This is a genomic window from Listeria sp. MAN/IMW/UF464, from assembly GCF_058683955.1.
On record NZ_JBZWZP010000001.1, the window covers coordinates 1,028,801 to 1,053,692 of the forward strand.

The 24,892-nt window shown below is 36.8% G+C and carries 25 protein-coding genes and 1 riboswitch; of the genes, 10 read left to right on the top strand and 15 right to left on the bottom strand.

Annotated elements, in window-relative coordinates:
• Positions 1-45 precede the first annotated feature (45 nt).
• Together AC4PG0_RS05255 and AC4PG0_RS05260 are read left to right on the top strand one after the other, a co-directional pair.
• The gene (locus AC4PG0_RS05255; protein WP_003760805.1) at positions 46-672 is read left to right on the top strand and encodes an FMN-dependent NADH-azoreductase; all 627 of its coding nucleotides are present in this window, start codon (positions 46-48) and stop codon (positions 670-672) included.
• Positions 673-836: 164 nt separating this feature from the next.
• Entirely contained in the window at positions 837-2,600 is a 1,764-nt protein-coding gene (locus AC4PG0_RS05260; RefSeq protein ID WP_492167373.1) for a LapB repeat-containing protein, read from the top strand.
• A gap of 40 nt (positions 2,601-2,640) precedes the next feature.
• Here the strand turns inward: AC4PG0_RS05260 and AC4PG0_RS05265 are convergent, their stop codons facing one another.
• From AC4PG0_RS05265 to AC4PG0_RS05280, 4 genes are all read right to left on the bottom strand, one after another.
• Entirely contained in the window at positions 2,641-2,940 is a 300-nt protein-coding gene (locus AC4PG0_RS05265; RefSeq protein ID WP_033533322.1) for a rhodanese-like domain-containing protein, read from the bottom strand.
• Positions 2,941-3,053: 113 nt separating this feature from the next.
• Positions 3,054-4,871, bottom strand: a complete 1,818-nt coding sequence (locus tag AC4PG0_RS05270; protein ID WP_003770773.1) for an ABC transporter ATP-binding protein — start codon at positions 4,869-4,871, stop codon at positions 3,054-3,056.
• Entirely contained in the window at positions 4,868-6,592 is a 1,725-nt protein-coding gene (locus tag AC4PG0_RS05275; RefSeq protein ID WP_033533323.1) for an ABC transporter ATP-binding protein, read from the bottom strand. Before AC4PG0_RS05275 ends, AC4PG0_RS05270 begins: the two co-directional genes overlap by 4 nt.
• Before the next feature lie 7 nt (positions 6,593-6,599).
• Positions 6,600-7,061, bottom strand: coding sequence for a MarR family winged helix-turn-helix transcriptional regulator (locus AC4PG0_RS05280; protein WP_010990512.1), 462 nt, complete (start codon positions 7,059-7,061; stop codon positions 6,600-6,602).
• 166 nt (positions 7,062-7,227) lie between these two features.
• On the opposite strand from AC4PG0_RS05280, the gene AC4PG0_RS05285 reads away from it, so the two are divergent.
• The 3 genes from AC4PG0_RS05285 (at position 7,228) to AC4PG0_RS05295 (ending at position 9,502) form a co-directional block, all read left to right on the top strand.
• Positions 7,228-8,568, top strand: coding sequence for an MATE family efflux transporter (locus tag AC4PG0_RS05285; protein WP_492167372.1), 1,341 nt, complete (start codon positions 7,228-7,230; stop codon positions 8,566-8,568).
• Positions 8,569-8,718: 150 nt separating this feature from the next.
• A complete protein-coding gene (locus AC4PG0_RS05290) occupies positions 8,719-9,063 on the top strand; it encodes a magnetosome magnetite crystal formation protein family (protein ID WP_003770768.1) in 345 nt (114 codons plus the stop codon).
• A gap of 52 nt (positions 9,064-9,115) precedes the next feature.
• Positions 9,116-9,502 (top strand): hypothetical protein, encoded by a 387-nt coding sequence (locus tag AC4PG0_RS05295; RefSeq protein ID WP_003770767.1) that lies wholly within the window; start codon positions 9,116-9,118, stop codon positions 9,500-9,502.
• 46 nt (positions 9,503-9,548) lie between these two features.
• Here AC4PG0_RS05295 and AC4PG0_RS05300 read toward each other — a convergent pair whose 3' ends face one another.
• The 4 genes from AC4PG0_RS05300 to AC4PG0_RS05315 all read right to left on the bottom strand — a co-directional run bounded on the left by AC4PG0_RS05300 (position 9,549) and on the right by AC4PG0_RS05315 (position 12,163).
• Positions 9,549-10,049 carry a GNAT family N-acetyltransferase gene (locus AC4PG0_RS05300; protein WP_280377355.1) on the bottom strand — a complete coding sequence of 167 codons (501 nt, stop codon included), beginning with the start codon at positions 10,047-10,049 and terminating at the stop codon, positions 9,549-9,551.
• A 105-nt stretch (positions 10,050-10,154) separates the two neighbouring features.
• Positions 10,155-11,255, bottom strand: a complete 1,101-nt coding sequence (locus AC4PG0_RS05305) for a DUF4097 family beta strand repeat-containing protein (protein ID WP_033533325.1) — start codon at positions 11,253-11,255, stop codon at positions 10,155-10,157.
• Complete coding sequence (locus AC4PG0_RS05310; RefSeq protein ID WP_003760781.1) at positions 11,248-11,838, bottom strand: DUF1700 domain-containing protein; 591 nt, start codon at positions 11,836-11,838, stop codon at positions 11,248-11,250. The genes AC4PG0_RS05305 and AC4PG0_RS05310 overlap by 8 nt, the downstream gene beginning before the upstream one ends.
• Positions 11,831-12,163: a PadR family transcriptional regulator gene (locus AC4PG0_RS05315; RefSeq protein WP_003732635.1), complete on the bottom strand. Its 333-nt coding sequence runs from the start codon at positions 12,161-12,163 to the stop codon at positions 11,831-11,833. The genes AC4PG0_RS05310 and AC4PG0_RS05315 overlap by 8 nt, the downstream gene beginning before the upstream one ends.
• Positions 12,164-12,356: 193 nt before the next feature.
• Here AC4PG0_RS05315 and AC4PG0_RS05320 point away from each other — a divergent pair, with 193 nt between their 5' ends.
• The 3 genes from AC4PG0_RS05320 (at position 12,357) to AC4PG0_RS05330 (ending at position 15,178) form a co-directional block, all read left to right on the top strand.
• Positions 12,357-12,905: a biotin transporter BioY gene (locus AC4PG0_RS05320; RefSeq protein ID WP_003727258.1), complete on the top strand. Its 549-nt coding sequence runs from the start codon at positions 12,357-12,359 to the stop codon at positions 12,903-12,905.
• 75 nt (positions 12,906-12,980) lie between these two features.
• On the top strand, positions 12,981-13,673 hold the full coding sequence (locus AC4PG0_RS05325; protein ID WP_003770761.1) for a Crp/Fnr family transcriptional regulator: 693 nt from the start codon (positions 12,981-12,983) through the stop codon (positions 13,671-13,673).
• A 212-nt stretch (positions 13,674-13,885) separates the two neighbouring features.
• Positions 13,886-15,178: an LPXTG cell wall anchor domain-containing protein gene (locus AC4PG0_RS05330; protein ID WP_492167371.1), complete on the top strand. Its 1,293-nt coding sequence runs from the start codon at positions 13,886-13,888 to the stop codon at positions 15,176-15,178.
• Positions 15,179-15,224: 46 nt separating this feature from the next.
• Here AC4PG0_RS05330 and AC4PG0_RS05335 read toward each other — a convergent pair whose 3' ends face one another.
• The gene (locus AC4PG0_RS05335; protein ID WP_003770758.1) at positions 15,225-15,752 is read right to left on the bottom strand and encodes an HdeD family acid-resistance protein; all 528 of its coding nucleotides are present in this window, start codon (positions 15,750-15,752) and stop codon (positions 15,225-15,227) included.
• A gap of 238 nt (positions 15,753-15,990) precedes the next feature.
• Positions 15,991-16,091: riboswitch (SAM riboswitch) on the top strand.
• Between the two features lie 108 nt (positions 16,092-16,199).
• Here AC4PG0_RS05335 and AC4PG0_RS05340 point away from each other — a divergent pair.
• Both AC4PG0_RS05340 and metX read left to right on the top strand, forming a co-directional pair.
• Positions 16,200-17,477 carry an O-acetylhomoserine aminocarboxypropyltransferase/cysteine synthase family protein gene (locus tag AC4PG0_RS05340; protein WP_010990507.1) on the top strand — a complete coding sequence of 426 codons (1,278 nt, stop codon included), beginning with the start codon at positions 16,200-16,202 and terminating at the stop codon, positions 17,475-17,477.
• A gap of 16 nt (positions 17,478-17,493) precedes the next feature.
• Positions 17,494-18,600, top strand: coding sequence for a homoserine O-acetyltransferase MetX (metX, locus tag AC4PG0_RS05345; protein ID WP_003760766.1), 1,107 nt, complete (start codon positions 17,494-17,496; stop codon positions 18,598-18,600).
• Positions 18,601-18,639: 39 nt separating this feature from the next.
• Here metX and AC4PG0_RS05350 read toward each other — a convergent pair whose 3' ends face one another.
• The 6 genes from AC4PG0_RS05350 to AC4PG0_RS05375 form a co-directional block, all read right to left on the bottom strand.
• A complete protein-coding gene (locus AC4PG0_RS05350; protein WP_003760764.1) occupies positions 18,640-19,440 on the bottom strand; it encodes a formate/nitrite transporter family protein in 801 nt (266 codons plus the stop codon).
• A gap of 223 nt (positions 19,441-19,663) precedes the next feature.
• Positions 19,664-20,206, bottom strand: coding sequence for a DUF1269 domain-containing protein (locus AC4PG0_RS05355; protein ID WP_003760760.1), 543 nt, complete (start codon positions 20,204-20,206; stop codon positions 19,664-19,666).
• A gap of 125 nt (positions 20,207-20,331) precedes the next feature.
• Positions 20,332-21,102, bottom strand: a complete 771-nt coding sequence (locus AC4PG0_RS05360) for a DUF1295 domain-containing protein (RefSeq protein ID WP_492167507.1) — start codon at positions 21,100-21,102, stop codon at positions 20,332-20,334.
• Complete coding sequence (locus AC4PG0_RS05365; protein WP_492167506.1) at positions 21,102-22,835, bottom strand: DAK2 domain-containing protein; 1,734 nt, start codon at positions 22,833-22,835, stop codon at positions 21,102-21,104. Before AC4PG0_RS05365 ends, AC4PG0_RS05360 begins: the two co-directional genes overlap by 1 nt.
• A 32-nt stretch (positions 22,836-22,867) precedes the next feature.
• The gene (locus AC4PG0_RS05370; protein WP_003760747.1) at positions 22,868-23,284 is read right to left on the bottom strand and encodes a DUF2177 family protein; all 417 of its coding nucleotides are present in this window, start codon (positions 23,282-23,284) and stop codon (positions 22,868-22,870) included.
• A gap of 137 nt (positions 23,285-23,421) precedes the next feature.
• The gene (locus AC4PG0_RS05375; RefSeq protein ID WP_492167370.1) at positions 23,422-24,825 is read right to left on the bottom strand and encodes a cryptochrome/photolyase family protein; all 1,404 of its coding nucleotides are present in this window, start codon (positions 24,823-24,825) and stop codon (positions 23,422-23,424) included.
• Between the last annotated feature and the right edge of the window lie 67 nt (positions 24,826-24,892).

A 24,892-nucleotide genomic window follows, 5' to 3' on the forward strand; every position in this document is an offset into this window, starting at 1 on the left:
AGCTACACTTAATAGATAATTCAAAAAAAATGGAGGCAAGATGTAATGACAAACGTACTTTTCATAAAAGCAAATGGTTTACCTGCCGAACGCTCAGTCAGCGTGGCACTATACGAAATTTTCCTAGCTGAATACAAAAAGTCCCATCCGGACGATAATGTAACAGAACTAGATTTATTCGAAGCGGATCTACCTTATTATGATGTAACAATGATGAGTGGATTACATAAAGAAGTAGCTGGTGAGACTTTAACCCCGGAAGAAAAACGATTAGCTGATATTGCAAATGGGTATTTAGAACAATTTTTAGCTGCTGATAAAATCGTTATGGCGTTCCCACTTTGGAACTTCAGTATCCCAGCACAATTTTTAACTTACTTATTCTATTTAAATCAAGCTGGAAAAACTTTCAAATATACAGCAAACGGTCCAATTGGATTAGTAACAGATAAAAAAATCGCCTTACTTAATGCTCGCGGCGGTATTTATTCCGATGGCCCACTGCAAAGCTTTGAAATGTCCTTAAACTATGTTAAAAACGTTTTAGCTCACTTCGGCATCTCTGAACCAGAAATGGTCATTGTAGAAGGTCACAACGCAAAACCCGATCAAGCAAAAGACATTATTTCTGCTGGTGCAAAAGAAGCAGCTGAATTAGCAAAAATCTTTTAATTTTAAATAACCGTAATGGAGGAAACCTCTGTTACGGTTATTTTTTAGTCTCATTTTTCACAATATCGACATATTCAGGGTTTAAAACACTCATATTAGTGGAATTGTTTTAAGAATCCGTATGGTATTATAAAACAAATATTGCTTAGAGGAGGAATAAATTAATGCGAAAAATGGGAATCAAAATTGGCTTATGCGCTCTTTTAGTATCTCCATTTATTATACCGTTTTCAGCTAATGTTTCAGCAGAAGAAAACATTGGTATCAAGGCTGCGCAAGATATTGTCAACATTCCCGACCCAGTGTTAAAAAGCTATTTAAATGGGCTGTTAGGTCAACCAAGTACAAGTGACATTACCGAAGCGCAAATGGACACAATCACAAACGTCACTATTAGTAATAATAGCCTAACTGATTTAACTGGACTTGATTACGCGCATAATTTAACGCTTTTACATTTATCAAATACGGGGGTAACAGACTACGCTTTAGTTGCAAAAATACCTAGTCTAACTAATCTTAGTATTGATGGGAATAACTTAACAACTGATTCATTACCAGATTTAAATGGTTTAACGAACATCACCAACTTAAATCTAAGCCCTGGTAAGCTCGACAATAGCGCATTAACTAAATTTAATAAAATGCCGAACTTAACTTATTTAAATTTAGATAGTAATCCTTCAATTACTGACATCATGCCACTAAAATCTATACCCAAGTTAGCTACCTTATTTGTCCAATTTTGTGGAATTAATGATTTTCGCGGGATTGACTCATTCCCTAAATTACTTAACTTATCTGCTTACGGACAGAATGTTGGTAGAACCGTTTTAATCAATAGCACAATTAAAAGCTCCTCATTAAACTTTGATGAAGCTAACCAAACGCTTTTTGTACCATTTACTTTAATGACACAGCGGAGCGTAAATTTCGATGGCTATATGTTCCCATTTACAACTAACGCTGGATCTGCTGGCACTTATTTTACTTTAAATAATACTAAAATTGATGGTAGCCGTTTAAGCATTAACGACAAAGGAATTACAGTGAGCGGCATTACAAAAGATTACTTTGATTCTATTACAAAAATGGAATATAATGCGCTTTACAATAATCCCGCCGGATCTTATCAAACACCACCAGGCTTCAATAGTTATTCAGTATCAGGTGGGTCGTATGATCACTACTTTGACATCGATCACACATTAAATATCACTAGCGATTCTACAATAAGTTACACGGAGCAAACAACTGTTACAGAAGAACAATTTTTAACAGATATTCACGCTGAAACAGATGATGGCACACCTGTTACTAGTGATTTTGATAGCGTTGTAGATCTCAATAAACCAGGCGTTTACACAGTAACATTAAATGCCGAAAACGCTGGTTTAAAAGCAGCTCCAAAACAAGTTACTGTTACTATTCTTGAAAAACCAGTAATTACAGCAAAAAATAGCATCACTTACACGAAAGATACTACTAAAACTGCCCAACAATTCCTAAAAGATATTTCAGCTAAAACAAGTGATGGCAGTGCAGTCACAAGTAACTTTGATAGTGAAGTAGATTTAACCCAAGTCGGAACTTATGAAGTAACATTAAATGCAGTAAGTTCAGATGGCGTTGAAGCGGATCCTGTTACTGTCCTAGTAAATGTTGTTTTAGGAAACGAACCACCAACACCGCCGGGACCAGGACCAGATCCTAATCCTGACCCGAATACTCCAGCTATAAATGATGATAATAATGATGATCTTGTTCTATCCGAAGATTCTAATGATACGCCAAACAACCAGAATAAATCTTCTGAAAAACCAGCCCTTCCAAAAACCGGTGACTCAAGTCAAACAACGATTGTCTTAATCGGTATTATTTTAACAGGCATCGGAGTAATCTTTTTCCGCAAAAGAAAACATAGTTAAATAAAAAAGCGAGACTTCAAAATGGAAGTCTCGCTTTTTTTTATTTAGTTACAGCGCCGTGAAAAGCTCCCATGCCGCCCATTACATTCGTTACGTCAAATCCTTCTGCCGCTAAAAATTGACTTGCGCGCTCAGAACGACCTCCTGCGTAACAAATAATTGTGTAAGGCTTCTCTTTATCAAGGGACGTTAGTTTTTCAGGTAGTTCATTAATTGGAATATTTATCGCATCCGGAATGTGTCCTTCAACAAAAGCATCAGTATCTCTCACATCGAGTATATTAAGCTGTGTGTTTTTTAATTCTTGTTCTAAATCATTTGCCGTAATCGATTGATACATCTATTTTCACCTCTTCAATTTCTTCTTTATTAACCATACCTCCTTATCCAAAATCAAACAAATTTTTTGCTCAAAAAAAGACAATGCAGCAAGAAGCCACATTGCCTTTATTATTAAACTGCTTGAGCTCCGGTAAACTGGCTGTTGTAAAGGTCTGCATAGAATCCTTTTGCATCAAGTAATTCTTGGTGTGTACCTTGCTCGATTACACTACCGTGATTCATAACGAGAATTAAGTCGGCGTCACGAATAGTTGAAAGCCTATGCGCAATAACGAAACTTGTGCGACCTTCCATCAAATTCCCCATTGCAAGCTGAATATTTAATTCCGTACGCGTATCTACACTAGAAGTCGCTTCATCTAAAATTAATATAGATGGATCCGATAAAATCGCACGAGCAATCGTTAGAAGTTGTTTTTGACCTTGAGAAATATTTGAACCTTCTTCGTTCAAGATAGTATCATAACCATTTGGAAGTCTCCGGATAAAATCATCTGCATAAGCGGCTTTTGCTGCTCCAATAACTTCATCTTTCGTTGCGCCTTCACGACCATATGCGATATTATCTGCAATAGTTCCGTTAAATAACCAAGTATCTTGCAGTACCATTCCGAATTTCTCGCGAACAGCATCTTTGGTCATATCACGTGTATCGATACCTCTCATACGAATCTCCCCGCCATCCACGTCATAAAAACGCATTAGCAAGTTGATTATCGTCGTTTTACCAGCACCAGTTGGACCAACGATCGCCACCATTTGACCTTCTTCAACATGAATATTTAAATCTGTCATAAGTGGTTTATCTGGAGTGTAACCGAATTTCACGTGATCGAATACAATACTATGTTCTTCACCAGCAACTTGATTAACATTAGCTGGAATTTCATCTTTTTCTTCTTCTTCATCCATCATTTCAAAAACACGTTCTGCTGAAGCAATAGTGGATTGAATGATATTAGCAATATTTGCCACACTTGAAATTGGCTGAGTAAACAATTGAACATATTGCGTAAATGATTGAATATCCCCAACTTGCAGTGTTCCGTTAGTAACAAAAATCCCGCCGGCCACACAGACACCGACATAACCTAAGTTACCAACAAATTGCATTACTGGCATCATAATCCCAGAAATAAATTGCGCTTTTTTCGCTGCTTTGAAATAATCTTCATTTACTTCATCAAATTTTACTAGTGTTTTCTTCTCTTGACCAAAAGCTTTAATAATTGTTTGACCACCGTAAGTTTCTTCTACTGTATCATTTAAAATACCTAAGTTGCGTTGTTGTGCACCGAAGTAACGTTGTGATCTACCGGCAATAATTGCGACTAGAATAATACTGATTGGAACAGTTACTAGTACGATTAAAGTCATTTGCCAGCTAATTGTTAGCATCATGATTAAAACACCAATCATTTGGACAATCGCTGTAATTGCTTGGGTTAGTGACTGTTGCAAGGTGTTCGCAATGTTATCCATGTCATTAACTGAACGACTTAGAATATCACCATTTGAGCGTGTATCATAATATTTTAGCGGAAGTCGGGCCATTTTTGCCTTTAAATCCTTCCGCATGTCATACACAGTTCGTTGCGCCACACTAGACATCACATATTGTTGAATAAAACTAAATAATGAACTACCAAGATATAACACTAAAACAATCATTAATATATTGAAAATCTTATCGTTATTAATTCCCTCAGGACTCATAACACCTTTAAAAATTTCTGTTGTCGCTTTCCCGAGTTCTTTCGGGCTAAAAATATTAAAGATCGTGGATAGAATCGCAAAGATAAAGACGACAATAATTGCGACAGAGCGAGGTTTCATATAGCCAAGAAGTCGGAATAGTGTTTGTTTAAAGTTCTTTGGTTTTGCGGCTGTTTGCATTCTCATGCCACCACCTGGACCTGGACCACTCATGCGATTTCCTCCTCTGACAGCTGTGACTTCATAATTTCTTGATAAATTTTGTTTGATTCTTTCAATTCTTCATGTGTTCCAATTCCAGCAATTTTACCTTCATTAAGAACAATAATTTGATCAGAATTTACGACTGAAGTAATCCGCTGTGCCACTATAAGTGTTACGGCTTCTGTTGTTTCAGCTTTCAAAGCCTCGCGTAGTTTAGCATCGGTTTTAAAATCGAGCGCTGAGAAACTATCATCAAATATATAAATTTCTGGTTTTCTAATTAGTGAACGCGCAATTGAAAGTCGTTGTTTTTGACCACCTGAGAAGTTATTACCACCTTGTTCAACGCGGCTGCCTAAACCATTTGCAAGTTTAGATACAAAATTCTCAGCTTGAGCAGTTCGAAGCGCCGCCCAAATTTCTTCATCGGTCGCATCTTCTTTTCCGTAGCGCATATTGGAAGCAATTGTTCCCGTGAATAACACAGCTTTTTGCGGAACAAGTCCAATTTTTTGGCGTAATTTAGATTGATCCATTTCACGCACATCTATTCCATTGATTTTCACAACGCCACTTTCGACATCATAAAACCGCGGAATCATATTAATTAAAGTCGACTTCCCAGCTCCGGTACTACCAATGATAGCAATCGTTTCGCCAGCTTTTGCTTCAAATGTAATATCTTCAATCACTGGTTTTTCAGCACCTTCATAACGGAAAGTAACATGTTCAAAAGATAGTTTTGCTGGTGGTGTACTTGTTTTTGGATTTTCAGGGTTAAGTATTTCTGCTTTCATATCTAAAACTTCATTAATACGCTCAGCTGAAGCTCCAGCACGTGGAATCATAATAAATACAGCAGAAAGCATCATAAAGGACATCATGATTTGCATCGCGTATTGAATAAACGCCATCAAGTCCCCTACTTCCATATCACCATTACCAATAAAAATCGAACCAATCCAGACAATAGCAATCGATGTTAAGTTCATTAGTAACATCATCAATGGACTCATTAGTGATAACAAGCGATTGACTTTAATTGCAGTTGTTGCATAGTCAGCATTTGCTTCTTCAAATTTTTCCAGTTCATCTTCATTTCGGTTGAAAGAACGAACAACCCGAATCCCGGTTAAACCTTCACGAATAACACGGTTTAATTTATCCATTTTCTTTTGAAGTGATTTAAACATTGGCATTGCTTTGCCACCTAGAATAACTACAAGTAGAAGTAGTAGCGGTAAAACAACGACAAAAATAAGCGATAATTTCGCGTCCCTGCCAACTGCCATAATAATACCGCCGAGTAGCATAATTGGCGCCATCACCATTAATCGCATCATCATATAAAGTACATTTTGGATTTGAACAACGTCATTCGTCGTTCTAGTAATCAGTGAAGAAGTCCCTACTTTATCAAACTCTTGTAAGGAAAAGTCCTCTACCTTTGTAAAAATTTTATCGCGCAAATCTTTCCCGAATCCCATCGAAATTCTCGATGCGAGATAAACGACAATGACCGACAAAATAACTGAAGCGAACGATATAAGTAACATTTGCATTCCAGTGCTCCAAATGTAATCTGTATCGCCTTTTACAACGCCTTTGTCAATAATATTAGACATCAATGTCGGTAAAAAAAGCTGCCCAATAACTTGCCCGAAAGTAAGGACTAATACGGCCGTAATGCTCAGCCAATAAGGTTTTAATCTTTTCATCAATTTCATCATTTGCGGTTTATACCTCCTTATTTTCGGATTTTGTGTTTAAGTAATCTGTAAGTTTCTCTAGGAGTGTAATCAATTTTTTCATATCGTCTTCACCTAAAAATTCCTGCATATCTTCAAAACTAGCTTGAAACTCATCGAACATTTTTTTCGATACACCTGCTCCGACTTCTGTTAGTTCCACATACATCGAGCGCTTATCTTCTGGGTTCTGAACTCGCTTAATTAGCCCTTTCCCTTCCAAAGATTGTATCATTTGCGTGACGCTTGGTTTTGAAATTCTAAGCATGTGACCAAGATCGGAAACACGAATTTTTGGCCCTCTGCTTTTAAGCCCACGAGATAAAATAAAAATAAATCTTGTTTCAGATTTACTGTAACCTGGAATTTGGAAACTCTTTATTTCAGCATGCTTAAAATTCATGAAAGCCTTGATTACTGAGTGCCCCAAGTCTTGATTTTTTGAAGACATTTCTCCACTTCTTTCTATCATTTGATTAGTTTACCTAACTAATTATATGAGTTATTCATTTTTTGTCAAGCAATATCTTAGTGTTATTTTGAAATTAATCTATACTTTTAACTTTAATTACCTTATAATGGCTTTAATTGTATTTAAAACGAAGGGAGGGAAACAATTGAATTCAGTGAATAAAGTTGCTAGTCTCAGTCTTTTTACACTTGCTTGGCCGATATTTCTAGAGCAATTTTTACGACTGATGATTAGTTATATTGATGTCTTTATGTTGGGGCATTATTCAGATGATGCTGTAGCTGCGACAGGGGTTGCCAATCAGATTCTTGTCATTTCGATTATTATTTATGGTTTTATTAGTGTCGGTGTCCAGATTATCGTCGCACAAATGATAGGAGCGAAAAAACATAAAGAAATCGAGAATGTGATTACAAATGGCTTAGTGGTCGCTTTCTTAATTGGGATTGCGATGAGTATTATTTTCATTTTTATGTCGAAAAACTTCCTAACTTGGATGGGAATTGATCCTCATTTAGTCCAAGTTGGCGCGCCATTTTTACAAATTATTGGTGGGAGTTCAGTTGTTATCGCGATTCATGCATCCATTTTACCTATTCTCCGGGCGCATGGTTATGTAAGACAATCCATTCTCGTCCCTGTGACAATCAGTATTATCAATGTTGTCGGTAATTACTTATTTCTTTACGGACCACTTGCTTACTTAGATTACGGAGTGGCAGGTGTTGGGATTTCTACTGCTGTCGCGAATTTTGTCGGAATGGTTCTAGCTATCTGGATGTTAAAAAAATACATCGGTTACACTTTTCATTTCAAAAAATTGGAGCAAGTGTCCAAAAAACTACTTTATTCGATTTTACGTCTAGGTCTTCCCTCTGCCGGTGAAAACTTATCCTATGCTGGCTCACAACTTGTCGTTACCGCAATCATTGCTATTTTAGGTACAGAAGCACTTACGACCAAAGTTTACGCTTCAACAGTTAGTCAATTTGTTGCCCTCTTTGCTATCGCGCTCGGACAAGCCTCGCAAATAATTATCGGCCGTGCGGTTGGCGCAAAAGAAATTGATAAAGCTTATAAACAAGGTCTCCGCAGTTGGAAAATAGGATTAGTCGTTGCCATTGTAGTTAGTGTTTCGATTTATCTATTTGCAGAACCGATTATGAGTCTATTTACAACAAATACCGAAATCATTGCAATGACGAAAGAATTATTCTTACTTTCGATTTTCCTTGAGCTTGGACGTGCCACCAATATTATTATCATTAGTAGTCTTAACTCAACTGGTGATGTCCGCTTTCCGTTCATATGTGGGCTTATCGTTATGTGGATTGTTAGTTTGCCATTCTCCTATGTACTTGGAATTTCCGCTGGGCTTGGTCTTGTCGGTGTTTGGCTTGCCTATATTATCGATGAAGGTGTTCGCGCCGTTCTAATGTACCGAAGATGGCGCAGTAAAGTTTGGTCCTTAAAATCAGTCATATAAAGAAACGTCTCTTTAATTTTTTCGAAGGGGCGTTTTTTTATACATGACAAAACTGTCATTTTCATTTTAATATCGTCACCTAATTCGATGGTTTCATTTCTCTTTCCCCGCTATACTAGACTTATAAACAAATGAGAGGATAGATGAGAAATGTTAGATAAAAAAATTATTAGCGCACTTAGTTATTTTAGCCTTTTCTTTGCCCCGGTTATCGCACCTATTATTATCTGGTGTACAAATAAAGATAAAGAAACACGTCATCACGTGAAATGGGCTTTACTGACACAGACAACTTTTGTCGCTGGGATGGTTGTAATGATTTTGCTTTATAATAACGTTCCTTTTAGTACAAATAGTGCTGATACTATTAACTTTTTGGCTCTAGCTACAGTTTTTTTCATCGTATTTCTTAATGTATCGATACTCATTTTCAACTTGATTCGAGGTATTACACGTGTCGTAAAGCATAGTGATGATAACTGGGCTAGATGTTAAGCTAACTTCCTAATTTATGCTATAATATAGTGTACTTTAGGAGGTTTTTTTGATGCGTTTTATTATTGCTTATTTATCGATTTTTGTTTTAGGTATTTTTTCTGCACTTTTAGTCGAAACAATCCTCTATGAAAATGTCACACCGCAGCTCGTTTTTTCAGCAATTCTCTTTGCTGCTCCCGTCATCTTAGTCGCTTCCACGTTGGGCGAAATATTTTATGGCTTTAGCAAAAAAGCGAGCTATTCAACATTTGCGATATGGGGATTTGCATACGGAGTTGTTGTAACAGTCATCATCCTTAGCATTATTCAAGTCTCTGGCATGATCATTTCTGTTGGTGTTTCTGTTTTAGCAGGAATAATTATGGCAATCCTAGCTGTTATTTTCTTCTATTTACGAGGCGGAAAATCGACAAGTGGAAAAGCTGCGACAAAATAAAAAAATGTCTATCCTAATTGATTATTCAACTAGAATAGACATTTTTTTATTCCTCTTCAAATGCATGATGATTCAAATTAAACCGAATTGTTTCCAGTGGATAGCCGTAAAAATCTTCGGTAAATTCCTCCACTTGAACAAACCCTTTCGCTTTATAAAAATGAATTGCTGTTTCGTTACCTTTTTCTACGTTAACAAACATTGGTAGTGGCACATGAAATAACGTCATTCCAACTTCTAATAATTCCGTACCAAGTCCGCGCTGGGTCACTTCTGGTAGTAAATAAAAAGCCGCAAGTTCACTTTTCCCCTTCTCAAGCTCAATAAAATTCGCAAAGCCGATTACTTTATCCGCTTGTTCTAAAACAGCAAAAGGAGTCGCTGAAATCCGATTATGAAGCGTTTCAACATTATAAAATCTTTTCAAAAAATCGTCTTGTACATCACTTGGAATTAAATCTTGATAAGTATGGTGCCATGAAGTAGTCGCCACATGCTGAATAGCTTCAGCATCTGAATTAGTCGCTTTTCTAATTTGAAAATCCATGATCCATTCTCCTTCCAATTGCGCAAATTGTTAAAACAGTTTATCTGACTTTACCCCATTTTAACAAAAAGAATGCGCTAATTAAGTAATTAGCGCATTGATTTTTTATTTTTCGATTGTAATATCTCCGGAACTAGTTTTCACAGTTACGCGGTTAGCGGTATTAGAATCACTTGTTGGTGCTTTAATGCTACCAGAATTACTTTTTGTTTCATAAATAGCTTTAAAATCACCTGGTAGTTTCAGCTCTACTTCGCCAGAATCTGTATTGACTTCGATATTTTCTACTTGTTTGTTAAAGGCAACATCAATATCACCTGAGCTTGTTTTCGCGGTTACATTATTTGTCACGCCGGCAAGTTCAATCGCTCCTGAGTCAGATTCGGCTTGTACTTTACCTTTTGTATTTGCATCAATATCTCCGGAACTAGTTGTTAAAACGGCTAGGTCTGTAACGGTACCATTTGTCAGCTCGATGTCGCCAGAATCAATAGCGATTTTAAGTTTTTTCGCTTTAACGCCAGTAGCATTAACGTCCCCTGAACCACCATTTACTTCTAAATCGCCCGTCAAACTAGTAAGTTCAGTTTTTCCTGAACCTGTTTCAATTGATGTATTTGCTTTAATATTCGATAAATCTAAATCTCCAGAAGAAGTAGCCATTTGAGCGCTATTTGCTTCTAAATTATTCACTTTTAACTCACCAGAATTTGTAGAACTAACAAATTTCTTTACTTTAAAATCAGAAACATTAATATCTCCTGAATGAGATTTTACTTTTAAATCAGCTAATTTCGTATCTTTTGTTAAAAAGACAGTTACTTTTTGTTGCCCGTAAGCGTAGATTTTGCCAAAGTTGTTATACCAATCATCCTCTTCAGGAACTGTTATATTAAATGAGGTTCCGTCTTCAGAGACTGGTTCTAATTTTTGAATGGCTTTTTTGTCATTTGCAGAGTAATTTCCTTTGAGTTCAATATAATTCTTGCCTGTTGTGCTTTCTTTCCATTCAATTAGTACATCTCGCTCGGAAGAAAAGGCAATTGTATTAATATTTTCAGCCGATAAGTCCCACTGTTTTGTTAGTGGTTCGCCTTTTTCAATCATAGTGCCTGATTTCATTGTGACTGCCACGCCGATAGCTCCGATAATAAATAGCACCAAACCGGCGAAAAATAATTTCTTACTTAAATGATGTTTACGCATTTTTTCCGCCTCCTTTGACCGCATATTTGTGCCACTGGATAATAGCCATAGTAGCTTTACTTGTAAACTTAGTAAGTGCATTTGCTACAAACAGCAGCATAAGACCCAGTCCTACAAGCCCAATGGAAATAAACATTTGATAAAATTCAAAATCAGCGCCAAATAATAGTTCTACGCCAAGTATTACCGGTGAAAGCAAGAACCCACCAACTGTTGCCCAAAGTGAAATAACGAGTGACCATAGCGAAACCATAATCGGAATAATAAGACAGATGTCTAGGAAAAATAACCCTATTCCAATTAAAACTTGTTTACTCACAGATCTATTTTCATTTTGATTTTTTCGAGGTACATAATAATAATCTGCTTCTACCTGTTCTTCGCGAATATCTCTTTCACTTAAAATATCTGCCGCAATTTCTTCCGGTTTTCCAAGATCAAAGACGATTTGTTCTTCGCTTTTCCCAGCTTCCACACCATTTCTAAAATGCTCTTGATAGTCTGATAATAGTTCTCTCCGCTCTTTTGGATCCAGCAATTCTAGGCGCTGGTTTAATTCGTTTAGAAAATCTTGTTTATTCATTTACTGCTTCCCCCTCTGTTAAAAGCTTAGCAACACTATCTGTAAAATTGTTCCATTCAGAGATAAGCTCATTCAAGTAAATTTCTCCTTTTACCGTCAGCTGATAATATTTTCTTGATGGACCTTCATTTGATTCTACTAAATAAGTGGAGCAATACTCTTCTTTAACTAATCTTCTAAGTACCGGATAAATAGCTCCCTCTGCAACCTCAATATATTTAGAAACTTGATTTGCTAATTCATAACCATAACAATCTTTCTTTTGAATTAAAAACAAACAGCATAGTTCTAACACACCTTTTTTGAATTGCGGGTTAACCTCCATGCTAACTCCTCCATTCTGCTAAATTACCACTAGTAATAAGTAACCACTACTATATATTGTTCACTACCACTATAGTTTATCATACACTAGTGTTCATTGCAAGGTACTGATTAGAAAAAAATAGTATTGTTTTTTTATTTAATAAATGTTAACCTAATTTAGTATTAAGTTTACATTAAGGAGAGATACGTTTATGCGTGATCAGAAATTGAAATTTTTAGTCGTAGATGCTTTATTCGCAGTCATCATTGCTTTACTCGCACAAGTTGCTATTCCACTTGGCCCTATTCCACTTACTGGGCAAACATTTGCAATTGGTTTAGCAGCAACAATTCTTGGAGCTCGTCACGGTACCATATCTGTTTTAGTTTATATCGTGCTTGGAGCAGTTGGTATTCCGGTTTTTCAAGGGATGACAGCAGGAATTGGGATTCTTTTTGGGCCAACTGGCGGATTTATTGTCGGATTTATTTTTAATGCACTACTTACAGGTTGGTTGCTCGAAAAAACAAAATTCACTGTTCCTTATGCAATCGTTGCTAATATTTTAGGAGCCATCGTTACGTTAATTTTCGGTGTTTTATGGCTTAAAGTTAGCACAGGTCTTGACTGGCCGACTGCATTTTTGACTGGGATGGTACCATTTATTATTCCTGGTATTATTAAAGCGGTGTTCGCTGCATTATTAGGTATTCTCATTCGTGATCGTCTAATTAAAGCAAAATTACTTAGAGCATCATAAGTCCCATTAATACACATTTCGACTCATCTCCTATATAATGATAATGATTAACACTGAGAAAAGGGGACTCGGTATATGTCATTACTGAATGAGGAAAATAATTTTTACAACGTAGATTTACTCGACTTGTTAAAAGATTCAAATGAAGCGGTTCTTCCATATAAGAGAATTCGTTTTAGACGCAACCAAAAAATCTTAACAGAAGGCGCGGAAACAACTTACTTTTATATTATTGAAGACGGGGTCGTTTCGATGAGTAAAAATACGTGTAAAGAAGATAGTATTATTAGCTTCTTAGGTAAACAAGATTCTATCGGTCCGCTTACATTACTTGGAGGAGCCAAATCACCTGCAAACTATACGTCTATTAGTGAAGTTAGTGTTTATCAATTTGAACGTAAATATGTTTTGAATAAACTCTTAAGCTCACCAGATGTATTTTGGCAAATGAACTCACTTATGCAAAGTATGGTTTCCCCCATGTTAGAGCGAGAAGCTTATGTGAATTTGCCTTCTAGTGAGAAAGTTTTGGCTGGATTAATTGCTTGTGGAGAAAGATTTGGAAGAATTGAATCAGACGGTTCATGCTTAATTCCATACTATTTTACTCAAAAAATCTTAGGCAATTACTTAAATCTAGCTCGAGCTTACGTTGCTACTAACTTGCGTAAACTTGAAGAAGATGGTGTTATTTCTTTATCGCCGAAACCTTGGCGTATAACTGATTTCGAGAATCGCAAACAAAACTTAAGCAATACATATAAATAGTTTTAAAGCCGCATATTTTATATTATGCGGCTTTTTTATGTTAAATAAAGGATAAATATTCGCTGATTAATTTTATCATCGTATTTTTTGACACATTCGTAATCTTTCGGTAATTTTTTTGTAAAATAAATTTAATATTTTCTTTCACAAAGTTAAATAATATTGTATAATTAATTTGCAACATAAAATAAACAGGGAATTGGGGATATAGAATGAAAAACATCAGAAAAAAGTTAATTGTAATTTTAGCATTTGGACTAGTTTTATCGATTAGCACTCCCGTTTTTGCTACAGAATCCGGAGAACAAAATGAATCAACAACAGAAACAACTACAAAAAACAATTCGCTTGAAGAACAAAATTCTAAAAAAGAACTTTTAAAAGCCAGCGCAAATGCAGTAGTTGGAAAAACGAACCTTTCTTTTAAAATTGGGGATACACCCACTGCGCAAGATTTTGTAACAGTCAATGATGCATCAAATAATCCAACATTTACTTTTAAAAATGGACAACCTGTAACGAATGCTCCAGGAAACTACTCAACAGAGATTCAAGTGACTTTCGATGATAATACTTCTACGGATATAACAGTTAATTACATAGTAAAAGAAGCCGCACCACTTGCAACGCTAAAAACAACAACACCTGTGATTGAATTAGGCTCCAAACCAACACCGAATCAATTCGCAACACCTGCCGCAGGAGCAAAATTAAGCTTTAAATCCGGAGCGCCTTCTACCAAGAAAACTGGTACTTTTACAACAACAATAGTAGCTACGAAAGATGGAAAAACTAGTGAATTAATAGTTACTTACAAAGTTCTAGATCAAGAGCCGCCAAAGATTAGTGTTAATCCAGACGACTATCCGTTTGTTGTCAAAGGAGAAACTATAACGCCCTCTACATTTGTAACAGCTACTGATAACTCGGGTAAAGTTACTTTAACTTTTAAACCTGGATATGAACCAACATATACTCGACTTGGTATGCATACCTTTGTTGTTATCGCAACAGATCCATCAGGAAATACAACAGAATTTTCTTCTTACTACGTTATCGTTAGTGATAAACCTACACTTAAAGCACCTACTCTTGATTTGAAAAGAAGTACACCTTCCATTCTATACGGAGTTACTCTGCCTAACTTAGGTGTAATTGCAGAAGATGAGGACGAAAATTTGATTGGATGGTCTATAGAAGATGAAAAAGGAAACTTCACCATTACATTCGAAACACCACTACAACCAGGTGATATATTTGCTTTATACAGCAGTACTGAAGTAGAATACAGTGAAAAAACCTATTACATTTATGACCCAGAAACGTTGAAAATTAGAGAACTATATGAATCGCCTTCTGAAGTAAAAACAATAAATACTAAGAATAGTAATACTAACAGCACTAAAAAAATTATCCCGAAAACCGGTGATGCTAATTCAATCCCGTTAACATTGATTGGACTTATCTTAGCTGGCAGTTCAGTAATCTTTTTACGAAAAAAATAACACAAAAAAAGTGAAACCAATTTATACAATTGGTTTCACTTTTTTATTAATAACTTTTTCCCATAAAGAAAAATGTTGCGATTGCGCCGATACCTTGAACGATGAAGAAAATTGCTACGACAAGAACGATACCAATTGCGGAGACAACTGGATTGAATAGAGCGATAAAACCAACAATGATACCAATAATACCAATTGTTAAAATCCAGCCCCAGCCTTGTACGTTATTTTGTTTAGCAGTGAATGCGCCGATTGTACGCATAATACCAGCAAACAATACCCACATACCAAACAGCAATACAAGTGTTAATGTTCCATCAAATTCATTAAATAATAGCAAGAAACCTAGTAAGATGGATAAAATTCCGTCAGCTAGTACCCACCCAGAAACATTTTGTGATTTTCTATCTGAGAAATAAGAAATTGTGTGGAAAATACCTGAAATCAGTAGTAAGAAACCGATCATCAATGTTGAGGTTAATAATGAAATACCTGGATGGAATAAGAACCAAATTCCAAGTACAATCATCGCAATCCCTGCTAATAAAACAAGAATACGTGTAAATGTCTTCATTTTTATTTCAACTCCCCTTTATTTGTGCTAATCTAACCCCACTTTTAATGAAATATAATTAGTCTTAACTATAATAGCCTAAAAAATGGATTTTAAAACCTTTTTAAAGTGAAATATTAGTCTAAAAAACAGCTTTGTCACAAAAATTCCACACACAAGTGCTATTTTTGGACTTTTTAAATACTTAGTTGACAATTTGTTTCATCCAGCGTAATATATAACTTAATTTAATAGTATTTTCTTATCACGAAAGGTGGAGGGACTGGCCCTTTGAAGCCTTAGCAACCGGAATTTATTTTCACGGTGCTAATTCCAGCAGTATATTCTGAAAGATAAGTCGGAAATCCAAGTTTAGGAAACTCTATCCTCTCTGGCGGCTTATATACTGCTAGGGAGGTTTTTTGATGGAAATTACTGATAAATACATATTAAAGAGGAGTGGATTTTATGAGTAATGAGTATAAATTCGAAACAATTCAAGTACACGGCGGACATACACCGGACGGAGATACGCATTCTAGAGCCGTACCAATTTATCAAACAACATCGTATACATTTGATAGCCCGGAACATGCCGCAGCCTTATTTGGTTTACAAGAAACTGGAAATATTTATACACGAATTATGAATCCGACTACAGCTGTTTTAGAAGAACGATTAACTTTACTTGAAGGTGGCATTGGTGCGGTTGCAACGGCTTCAGGCATGGCTGCTATTACTTACTCGATTTTAAATATTGCTGGTTCCGGCGATCATATCGTCGCAGCCGCAACACTTTATGGTGGAACACACACTCTTTTTTCACATACATTTAAAACGTTTGGCATTGATGTTACTTTTGTCGACCCTAACGAACCTGAAAATTTTGAAAAAGCAATGAAAGAAAATACGAAAGCCGTATTCATTGAAACGATTGGTAATCCTGATATTAATATTATTGATATTGAAAAAGTAGCTGAGATAGCGCACGCATCTGATGTCCCGCTAATTGTTGATAATACTTTTGCGACCGCTTATTTAAATCGCCCATTTGATTTTGGTGCAGATATTGTCGTTTACTCGGCAACCAAATTTATCGGTGGTCACGGGGTTGCAATTGGTGGCGCTGTTATTGACTCTGGTAAATTTAACTGGGCAAATGGGAAGTTTCCAAAACTCGTTGTACCTGATGATAGTTATAATGGGCTATCTTATACGAATGATGTTGGTGCGGCGGCCTATATTACCAAGCTCCGTGTCTCGCTCCTTCGTGACACTGGTGCCGCACTTTCCCCGTTCAACGCCTTCTTACTCATTTTAGGGCTAGAAACATTATCTTTACGACTTGAACAACACGTGAAAAATGCGAAACAAGTAGCGAATTTCCTAAATGATCATCCAAAAGTTGCTTGGGTTAATTATCCTGGCTTAAAAGACAACAAATACCACGATTTAGCCCAAAAATATTTACCAAAAGGACCTGGTTCCATTTTCACTTTTGGCGTTAAAGGTGGTTACGCGGCTGGGAAAAAGGTTATCGAATCTGTGGAGTTATTCTCGCATCTAGCCAACGTTGGCGACGCAAAATCGCTTATAATCCACCCAGCATCAACGACTCATCAACAACTAAGCGAAGAACAACAATTAACAGCTGGCGTTAAACCAGAATCCATCCGTCTTTCTATCGGAATCGAAAATGCGGATGATATTATTCAAGATTTAACGAAAGCACTAGAGCAAATTTAGGAGGAAGTGAAGAGAAGTGACCTTACAACAAAAAGAACTATTTCAAAAAAGTCCTCTTCTACTTGAAAACGGGGAAACATTAAGTCCAGTTTTAGTTGGCTATGAAACGTATGGGACACTTTCTGCCTCACGCGATAATTGTATTTTGTTAGAACATGCGCTCACTGGGACAGCTCATGCGGCGAAACATTTTGAAGATGACGCCCCTGGTTGGTGGGATGATTATATTGGTCCGGGGAAAACGATTGATACAGACAAATATTTTCTTGTTTGTACGAATGTATTTGGTGGTTGTAGTGGAACGACTGGCCCCTCCTCTATTAATCCAAAAACAGGCGAGCCTTTCCGGTTACAATTTCCCGGATTTTCAATTAAAGATATTATTAAAGTGCAGCGTGAACTTTTGGAACAACTTGGGGTTACAAGGATTGTTTCGGTGATTGGGGGATCGATGGGTGGAATGCAAGCCACAGAATGGGCGATTGATTATGCCGATATAACAGATAGCATTATCAACATCGCCTCCCCACTTGCTGCCGGACCTGATGCGATTGGTTATAACTTAATTATGCGGATGGCGATTTTGAATGATCCCGACTTTAATGGCGGCAACTATATTGGTCAACCTGAGGGCGGGCTTGCTACTGCGAGAATGGTTGGAATGATGACTTACCGGACGAGCGAACTTTTCTCCAAGCGGTTTGAACGTTTCACTGTCGCCGAGTCTTCGCCTGCCGCTTTCTCAAAAGAGCATTTTCAAATTGAATCGTATTTACAATATCAAGGGGATACTTTTGTCGAGCGGTTTGACGCGAATAGTTATCTATATTTAACAAAGGCGATTGATTTATTTGACGTTACGGCTCCCGCAAAAGATGATTTACCCGCTTTTTCAAAAATTAAAATTCCGTATTTGCTGATTGGCATTACGACCGATCAACTTTTCCGAATTCACGATTTGCGCCGCGGTTATGAACTTTTAAAAGAATGGGATGTGCCGGTTACTTATCATGAAGTGGCCTCTGAATACGGTCATGATGCTTTTCTAGTTGAAAAGGAAGTACCGAAGTTCGAGCCGCTCATTCGGTCATTTTTAAATAATTTACCTGTTAAAAGCATATAAAAAAAGTTACCTCGGAAAATTTCTGAGGTAACTTTTTTATTAGTCTTTATAAATTGATTTCGTTCGGTTAAGCCACGCATAGCCTAGTCCGATAACAAGGCCACCACCTACAAAATTCCCAAGTAAAGCAAGGACTAAATTGACGGTCACATTGCCCGCTGTCATTGCAGCAAGTGTTCCACCAGAAGCGAAAAATGCTAATGAGAATGATGAGAAGTTGGCGATAACGTGCTCGAATCCTAAGAATGCAAAGATGAAAATAATGAAAATCATCGCAATGACTTTACCAGCATCATCTTTCATTCGAAGTGTACAAAGCACGGCCGTATTTACAACAATATTGGCGAAAATACCTTCTACAAAAATTTGTAATGGCGCTTTTTCAAGTTTACCGCTAACGGCAGTAAATAAGAAGTGGTCAGCAGGTAAATTATGGAAAACAGATGTCAGAGAAACTAAGTACCCTGCAAGAATTCCACCCAATAAATTACAAACAATACATAAAATCAAAATTTGTAATGCTTTTCCAGGTTTAACAATTTTTTGATAAACACCTGTTGTCATATACATCATGTTAGAAGTACCCAGCTCAGCATTCATATAAATAATCATAACGAGCGACCAACTAAACATAAATGCATAGGTGATTTTACCAAGTCCAGGTGCAAAATGATCGACTTTATCACCAATCATTACAGCGACCGCAGTCCCTAGTGTTAAGAATAAACATGCTAACATCGCGCGCACGATATAACGAAGAATACTATTATTTACTAAATCAATTTTTTTGCGCGTACTATAATCAATTTTCTGCATTAATGGACTACTTTCAACATCCAAATTATTTCATCTCCAAACAAAAAATTTTCTTGTGAAATTCACAACTTGTTTATTGTAGCATGTTTTTAATTTGATGCAAATAGTTTTCAGAAAATAAAAATGAGTTAAGCGTTACCATCTTGAAAAAAGTTTCTATCTGACTGTTTTATGTTGTTTATTTCCCCATTTTATCCTTATTAAAACAAAAAAAGAGAACAGATTTCTCTGTCCTCGGTTAGCTGATTTATTTTCCAAACCAATGTTTTTTAGCAGAATCTTTTGCTTTTCCTTCTGTTTCTTGAGCGCTTTTAATTTCTTCGGCCACAATTGCTTCATCCATGCGTTGTACACGACCATGTAACTCATCCATTACTACATCGTTTACATTAGCTAATTCTTGCTCTGTCGCAATTAAGATAACACCTGTCGAACCTTCTGGAATTGTTTTTAACGTTCTTTCAAATACGGATAGAGCATTTTTCACTTCGCCAGCATCTTGCATGGAACCAACGATAGCTCCGACCATCCAACCTATCAAAATACCAAATGGTCCACCTAAAATACCAATTAGCATACCAATAAGGCTATCTTTCATGTTTTTATCGGCACCAGTAAAATCAAGAAAATCTTGTGCAACAAGTTTATTTCCTGGCTCATGTTTTACAACTGCCATTTGATAACCAATGATTTTGCGCTCTTGGTGCAATCTTTTCATTTCAGAGAAAGCTTGATAAGAAATACTTTCTTCATCGAAATTCATAATTAACACTGTTTTTTCTTTTTTCATCTGTTGTACCCCTCTCGCCTCATAAGTATTGTATTTAGGCATGTTATTTCATACCCAACTCTTATTCTACTCGCACTAGTCGGCAAATAGCAATTAATAGCACCTTCCTACTTAAATCAGTACTTTTACAGACCTTTTTTACCAATAAAAGGGAAGAATTTAGAGGTTTTTTTGGCATAAGCTTGAAAGTCTTCGCGGTCTTGGTATTTTTTTTCAAGTAGTGGGACGCCGGACACAAATAGTAATAATAAGGTGATAACAATAGGACTAGTAATCAGCCAAAGATCTGTTATTTGTGTAAAAGCGACTAAAAATACACCCCACCAACTAAGAGCTTCGCCGAAATAATTAGGATGCCTTGTAACAGACCAAAAACCTGTCGTTAGTAGTTTTCCTTTATTAGCTGGGTTCTTTTTAAAGTTTTCTAACTGGAGGTCGCCACCAACTTCAAACACAAAACCGATAATCCATATTACAATTCCTGCGATTTGCCACCAAGTAAATTCCGCTGATTCATTAGCAAAAGTATGCGTGATTGGTAAAGCAATAATAAATAAGAGAACACCTTGCAAAACGAAAACATTTAAAAAGGCTTTTAAATTAACCAATGTCGTTCCCCAGCGTTTGCGCATATTAACGTAGCGATAATCTTCTGGCTTATTCCAATTTCTACGTGCTAAATGCCAAAATAAACGTACGCCCCATAAAGTAACTAAAATAAGAATCGTCAAACTTTGCATCGTTACACTAAAAGTAGTTAAAAATCCGGTCCAAGCAACAACAACAAATCCCCCGCCCCAAGCAATATCTACCAGCGAATATTTACCTTTTATTTTTGAAATGATAAACCAAAGTACAAAATAGATAAGTAAAGCGAGTGCTACTATCCAATACATCATATTGTTTCCTCCTTTTTAATCCCTGCGACCGCGACACTAGAAAGTCCGGCACTGATGGCAATTGCAGCTGAACTATCCACTAAATAGCTACTTCCTCCTATTTTCGCCTCAAGTTCTTTCTGCCAAAGTTTCGCGTCATGTTCTGAAGAAACATGCGTAATAGCAAGTTCTTTCAGTTGTAATTTTGCAACTTTTTTAATGATTTTTTTCATACTTTGTTTTTGACTAAATGACACGCCTATCAATTTCCCTTCGCCATTTCTGTCCAGACTGACAATCGGATATAATGAAAGTTTCTGTGCCAACTTACCTAAAATCCGCGGTATCCGACCAGACTCAACCATTGGTGCCAAATCAGCCACTGCAACATAAATGAATGTCTGAGCGATTAACTGTTCTATTTTCTGAGTAACTTCATCAAAAGGCTTTCCAATTTCCACTAACTCCACTGCTTGTTTCACTAAAAGCCCTTGAGCAACGGAATTCAATTTGGAATCAATAACGCGAATCCATTCCGGCGACAAATCGCGCGCTTTAATTCGTTGCTTGATTAGTTGATACGTCCCGCTTAATTTAGCTGAAACTGCAATAACCAGTACATGTTGATACTTATTTTCTAAGAACGATAATAATGCGTCGACTGTTCGAATGGTAGGTTGCGCCGTGCTCATTTTATGTTGCTGCGTTAGTTTTTGTTGTATCAAAGTTGGTCCAACTGTTAATTTATCGAGAAAATTTTCCTCCCCGGCTAAAATATTCATCGGTAAAACGTGCACTTGATGTTCTAATAAGAAATCTTCGGGTAAATCAGCAATCGAATCAGTTACAATCGCGATGTTTGCTCGTGGATTTTTCGTTACCTCATATTGAAACCGCATATCGTCTACTTTTTGATAAGTCATTTTTCCAAATTCTGATAGTAAACTTAATATTTCTTGTGGTTCATTTGTATGAATGTGTATTTTAATTTGTTTTTCATTCCCTGCAATCACTAAGGAATCTCCTTTTGGCGCAAGGACTTCTCGCAATGTTTGATGGGAGATGGTCGCTTCTTTAATAATAAATTCAGAACAATATCGATAAATCGGTTCACTTGTCTCAAAATGAGTGTGTTCTTGCCGAGTTTCCTGCTCCACATAACTATTTGGCGTAGAAACTGTTCCCCCGCAATAAGCTTTGGTCAGCCCGGCAATGAAGTAATAAAAACCTTTCGCCCCCGAATCGACTAACCGATTCTTTCGTAAAATAGTCATTTGAAATTCTGTATTAATTAACGCTTGTTCCGCAACTCTTTGCGCATTTAAGAGCGATTGTTGAAAAGAACGTTCTTGCTCATATGTCCCAGCAAGCGCCTCAGACCAAGCCTTCATCACCGATAAAATAGTACCTTCTTTTGGATCTAATAACGCTTCATAGGCTTTATGAACTGCTTTTTGAAACGCCTCGACTAGTCCATCAAAGGTAGATTCCAAATGATGATAGCTTTCCGCAACCGCATTTAAATATTGGGCAAAAATCATTCCAGAATTGCCACGTGCTCCTATCAGTGCTGCGCTGGCCACTTCTTCAAGTAGTTCTTTCGTGGAATATTCTCGTGGCGAAACATTATCAATAATCGCTTGCATTAAAGATGCTAAATTACTTCCTGTATCACCATCTGCTACGGGAAAAATGTTAATTCGATTTAGCTCATCTTTTTTACTAATTACTTCAGCTGCCCCGTTCAACATGCTTTGTAATAGAAGCCTGCTCTCCGACTCCTTCAAAGCGAACCTCCTCCTGAGAAGAAATGCAGATTAATAAAGTAGACAATTACGGAAGTCACAGTCGTCACAGCCGTTCCCCAAACGAGATCAATAATGGTCATCGTAATCGGCCAATCTTTTAATGTTGCTAAGTTCGTCAAATCATACGTAGCGTAACAAACTAAACCAAATAATGCTCCGGCTAAAATCGTATAACCTAAGCTACCTTTCTCCGTTCCAGGCACTAATACGAAAAAAGTAACCCCAACTACATAAATAAAGTAAAAAATTACTGCTGGAGCAAGCCTTACATCCCCCATTAAATCCCCGATAAACTGCTGATACATTTTCTTAGAAGCTACGAGCAACCAAAAAAGATCAAAAACTAAGAAAACTACAGCACTTGTTACAAATAGCTTTAAAAATTGCGCCATTTCGACTCCCCCTTATCACTTGATAAGTGAATTTTAACATACCTAGGTTCTTACTCCTAAAAGATTGCTCAAGACTCACTCTTCTTACTTTCTGCCATAAAAAAATCAATCATTTAACGCAATGATTGATTCATTATCTATATATTTCCCCTAGAATGCTCCTTGCTAAACTCATATCGCGCAATCGCTAATTTTCGTCGCTCTTTATGGTCGATTATCGGAAGCGGATAATCTTTTCCTAAAATCAAACCATGCTCTTTTTGCTCTGTTTCAGACATTTTTTCTGGTTGATGAATGAATTTATCCGGCAAGTCCCGTAATTCCTTTACATATTTCCGAATAAATGTACCATCTGGATCAAATTTTTCCGATTGGGTTGTTGGATTAAAAATTCTAAAATACGGTACTGCATCTGTTCCAGTCGAAGCCGCCCACTGCCAACCGCCAATATTACTCGCTGGGTCGTAATCAATTAGCATTTGTTGAAAATATTTTTCGCCAAAACGCCAATCAATTAGTAAATCCTTCGTTAAAAAGGAAGCCGTAATCATTCTTAGGCGATTATGCATCCAGCCCGTCTCTTTTAATTGGCGCATCGCAGCATCGACAAGCGGAAAACCAGTTTGCCCGTCTTGCCACTTCTTGAAAAATTCGCGATTATTTTCCCATTCAATAAAACGATAATTTTCTTGAATAGGCTCGTTTTTTTGCTTTGGAAAAGAAACATAAATCATATTATAAAAGTCGCGCCAACAAAGTTCTTTTTCGAATGTTGCACGTCCTTCTGTAGCTTCTTCTTTTTGAAGCGCCTGCCAAACCGTACGAATCGAAATCTCTCCTGTTCGCAAATAGCGTGATAAATGACTTGTTTTATCAAGCGCTGGGACGTCTCTTGCTTTGTCATAGTCTGCTAAATCTTCTTTTACAAAGTTTGCAAGTCTCGTATTCGCTGCTTTTTCACCGGAATCAAAGGCTGGTAAATCTTGAATCAGTTCTCTAAACTGTTCCTCATAATTTGGAAATAAGCTTTCTTTCCTAATTTTTTCTAGTTTTAAAGTGACTTTTAAAGGCATTTCTTTTATTTCTTCGCGCCATTTTTTGTAGTAAGGAGTGAAGATTTTGTAGTATTCTGTGGCGGATTTTTTCACTTCTTCAGCTGAATGAAGGTAACTATCGTGATAGCTGTGAACTGTGATTTCCTTATCAGCAAAGAATGCTCGGGCAGCCTCGTCTCGACTCGCTCCGTAGCCTGTTTCATCGCGGTTGAAGAAAACTTTATCCCAAGTTGGTATTTTTTCTTTTAATTGTTTTAGGAGCTCGATTGGCTCGCCAAACATGATTTGCAAATGGGTGTTTTTATTTAGTTCTTGTTGAAAATGGGCTACACTCGCGAAAAATGCTTGGTGACTAGGGCTTCCTTTGATAAATTGTTCTGGATTTACTTGAAATAACAAAATTAAATCTTCTTCTTTACAGGCATGATAAAGAGCTTTATTATCATTTACTCGAAGATCTCTACGAAACCACATTACTGAAGTCATTTGCTCCCACCTTTCGCATATTACTTATCGTCATTATACGAGAAACGACTAGATATAGAAAAACAAA

What these genes read in the sequence shown, in the direction of transcription:
- AC4PG0_RS05300 (WP_280377355.1), bottom strand. Translation starts at nt 10,049, where the DNA reads ATGGATTTTCAAATTAGAAAAGCGACTAATTCAGATGCTGAAGCTATT.
- AC4PG0_RS05375 (WP_492167370.1), bottom strand. Translation starts at nt 24,825, where the DNA reads ATGACTTCAGTAATGTGGTTTCGTAGAGATCTTCGAGTAAATGATAAT.
- AC4PG0_RS05310 (WP_003760781.1), bottom strand. Translation starts at nt 11,838, where the DNA reads ATGAATAAACAAGATTTTCTAAACGAATTAAACCAGCGCCTAGAATTG.
- AC4PG0_RS05315 (WP_003732635.1), bottom strand. Translation starts at nt 12,163, where the DNA reads ATGGAGGTTAACCCGCAATTCAAAAAAGGTGTGTTAGAACTATGCTGT.
- AC4PG0_RS05290 (WP_003770768.1), top strand. Translation starts at nt 8,719, where the DNA reads ATGTTAGATAAAAAAATTATTAGCGCACTTAGTTATTTTAGCCTTTTC.
- AC4PG0_RS05370 (WP_003760747.1), bottom strand. Translation starts at nt 23,284, where the DNA reads ATGGCGCAATTTTTAAAGCTATTTGTAACAAGTGCTGTAGTTTTCTTA.
- AC4PG0_RS05340 (WP_010990507.1), top strand. Translation starts at nt 16,200, where the DNA reads ATGAGTAATGAGTATAAATTCGAAACAATTCAAGTACACGGCGGACAT.
- AC4PG0_RS05325 (WP_003770761.1), top strand. Translation starts at nt 12,981, where the DNA reads ATGTCATTACTGAATGAGGAAAATAATTTTTACAACGTAGATTTACTC.
- AC4PG0_RS05330 (WP_492167371.1), top strand. Translation starts at nt 13,886, where the DNA reads ATGAAAAACATCAGAAAAAAGTTAATTGTAATTTTAGCATTTGGACTA.
- AC4PG0_RS05270 (WP_003770773.1), bottom strand. Translation starts at nt 4,871, where the DNA reads ATGAGTGGTCCAGGTCCAGGTGGTGGCATGAGAATGCAAACAGCCGCA.
- AC4PG0_RS05320 (WP_003727258.1), top strand. Translation starts at nt 12,357, where the DNA reads ATGCGTGATCAGAAATTGAAATTTTTAGTCGTAGATGCTTTATTCGCA.
- AC4PG0_RS05305 (WP_033533325.1), bottom strand. Translation starts at nt 11,255, where the DNA reads ATGCGTAAACATCATTTAAGTAAGAAATTATTTTTCGCCGGTTTGGTG.
- AC4PG0_RS05255 (WP_003760805.1), top strand. Translation starts at nt 46, where the DNA reads ATGACAAACGTACTTTTCATAAAAGCAAATGGTTTACCTGCCGAACGC.
- AC4PG0_RS05335 (WP_003770758.1), bottom strand. Translation starts at nt 15,752, where the DNA reads ATGAAGACATTTACACGTATTCTTGTTTTATTAGCAGGGATTGCGATG.
- AC4PG0_RS05265 (WP_033533322.1), bottom strand. Translation starts at nt 2,940, where the DNA reads ATGTATCAATCGATTACGGCAAATGATTTAGAACAAGAATTAAAAAAC.
- AC4PG0_RS05280 (WP_010990512.1), bottom strand. Translation starts at nt 7,061, where the DNA reads ATGTCTTCAAAAAATCAAGACTTGGGGCACTCAGTAATCAAGGCTTTC.
- AC4PG0_RS05360 (WP_492167507.1), bottom strand. Translation starts at nt 21,102, where the DNA reads ATGTATTGGATAGTAGCACTCGCTTTACTTATCTATTTTGTACTTTGG.
- AC4PG0_RS05355 (WP_003760760.1), bottom strand. Translation starts at nt 20,206, where the DNA reads ATGAAAAAAGAAAAAACAGTGTTAATTATGAATTTCGATGAAGAAAGT.
- AC4PG0_RS05275 (WP_033533323.1), bottom strand. Translation starts at nt 6,592, where the DNA reads ATGATGAAATTGATGAAAAGATTAAAACCTTATTGGCTGAGCATTACG.
- AC4PG0_RS05365 (WP_492167506.1), bottom strand. Translation starts at nt 22,835, where the DNA reads ATGTTGAACGGGGCAGCTGAAGTAATTAGTAAAAAAGATGAGCTAAAT.
- AC4PG0_RS05260 (WP_492167373.1), top strand. Translation starts at nt 837, where the DNA reads ATGCGAAAAATGGGAATCAAAATTGGCTTATGCGCTCTTTTAGTATCT.
- AC4PG0_RS05295 (WP_003770767.1), top strand. Translation starts at nt 9,116, where the DNA reads ATGCGTTTTATTATTGCTTATTTATCGATTTTTGTTTTAGGTATTTTT.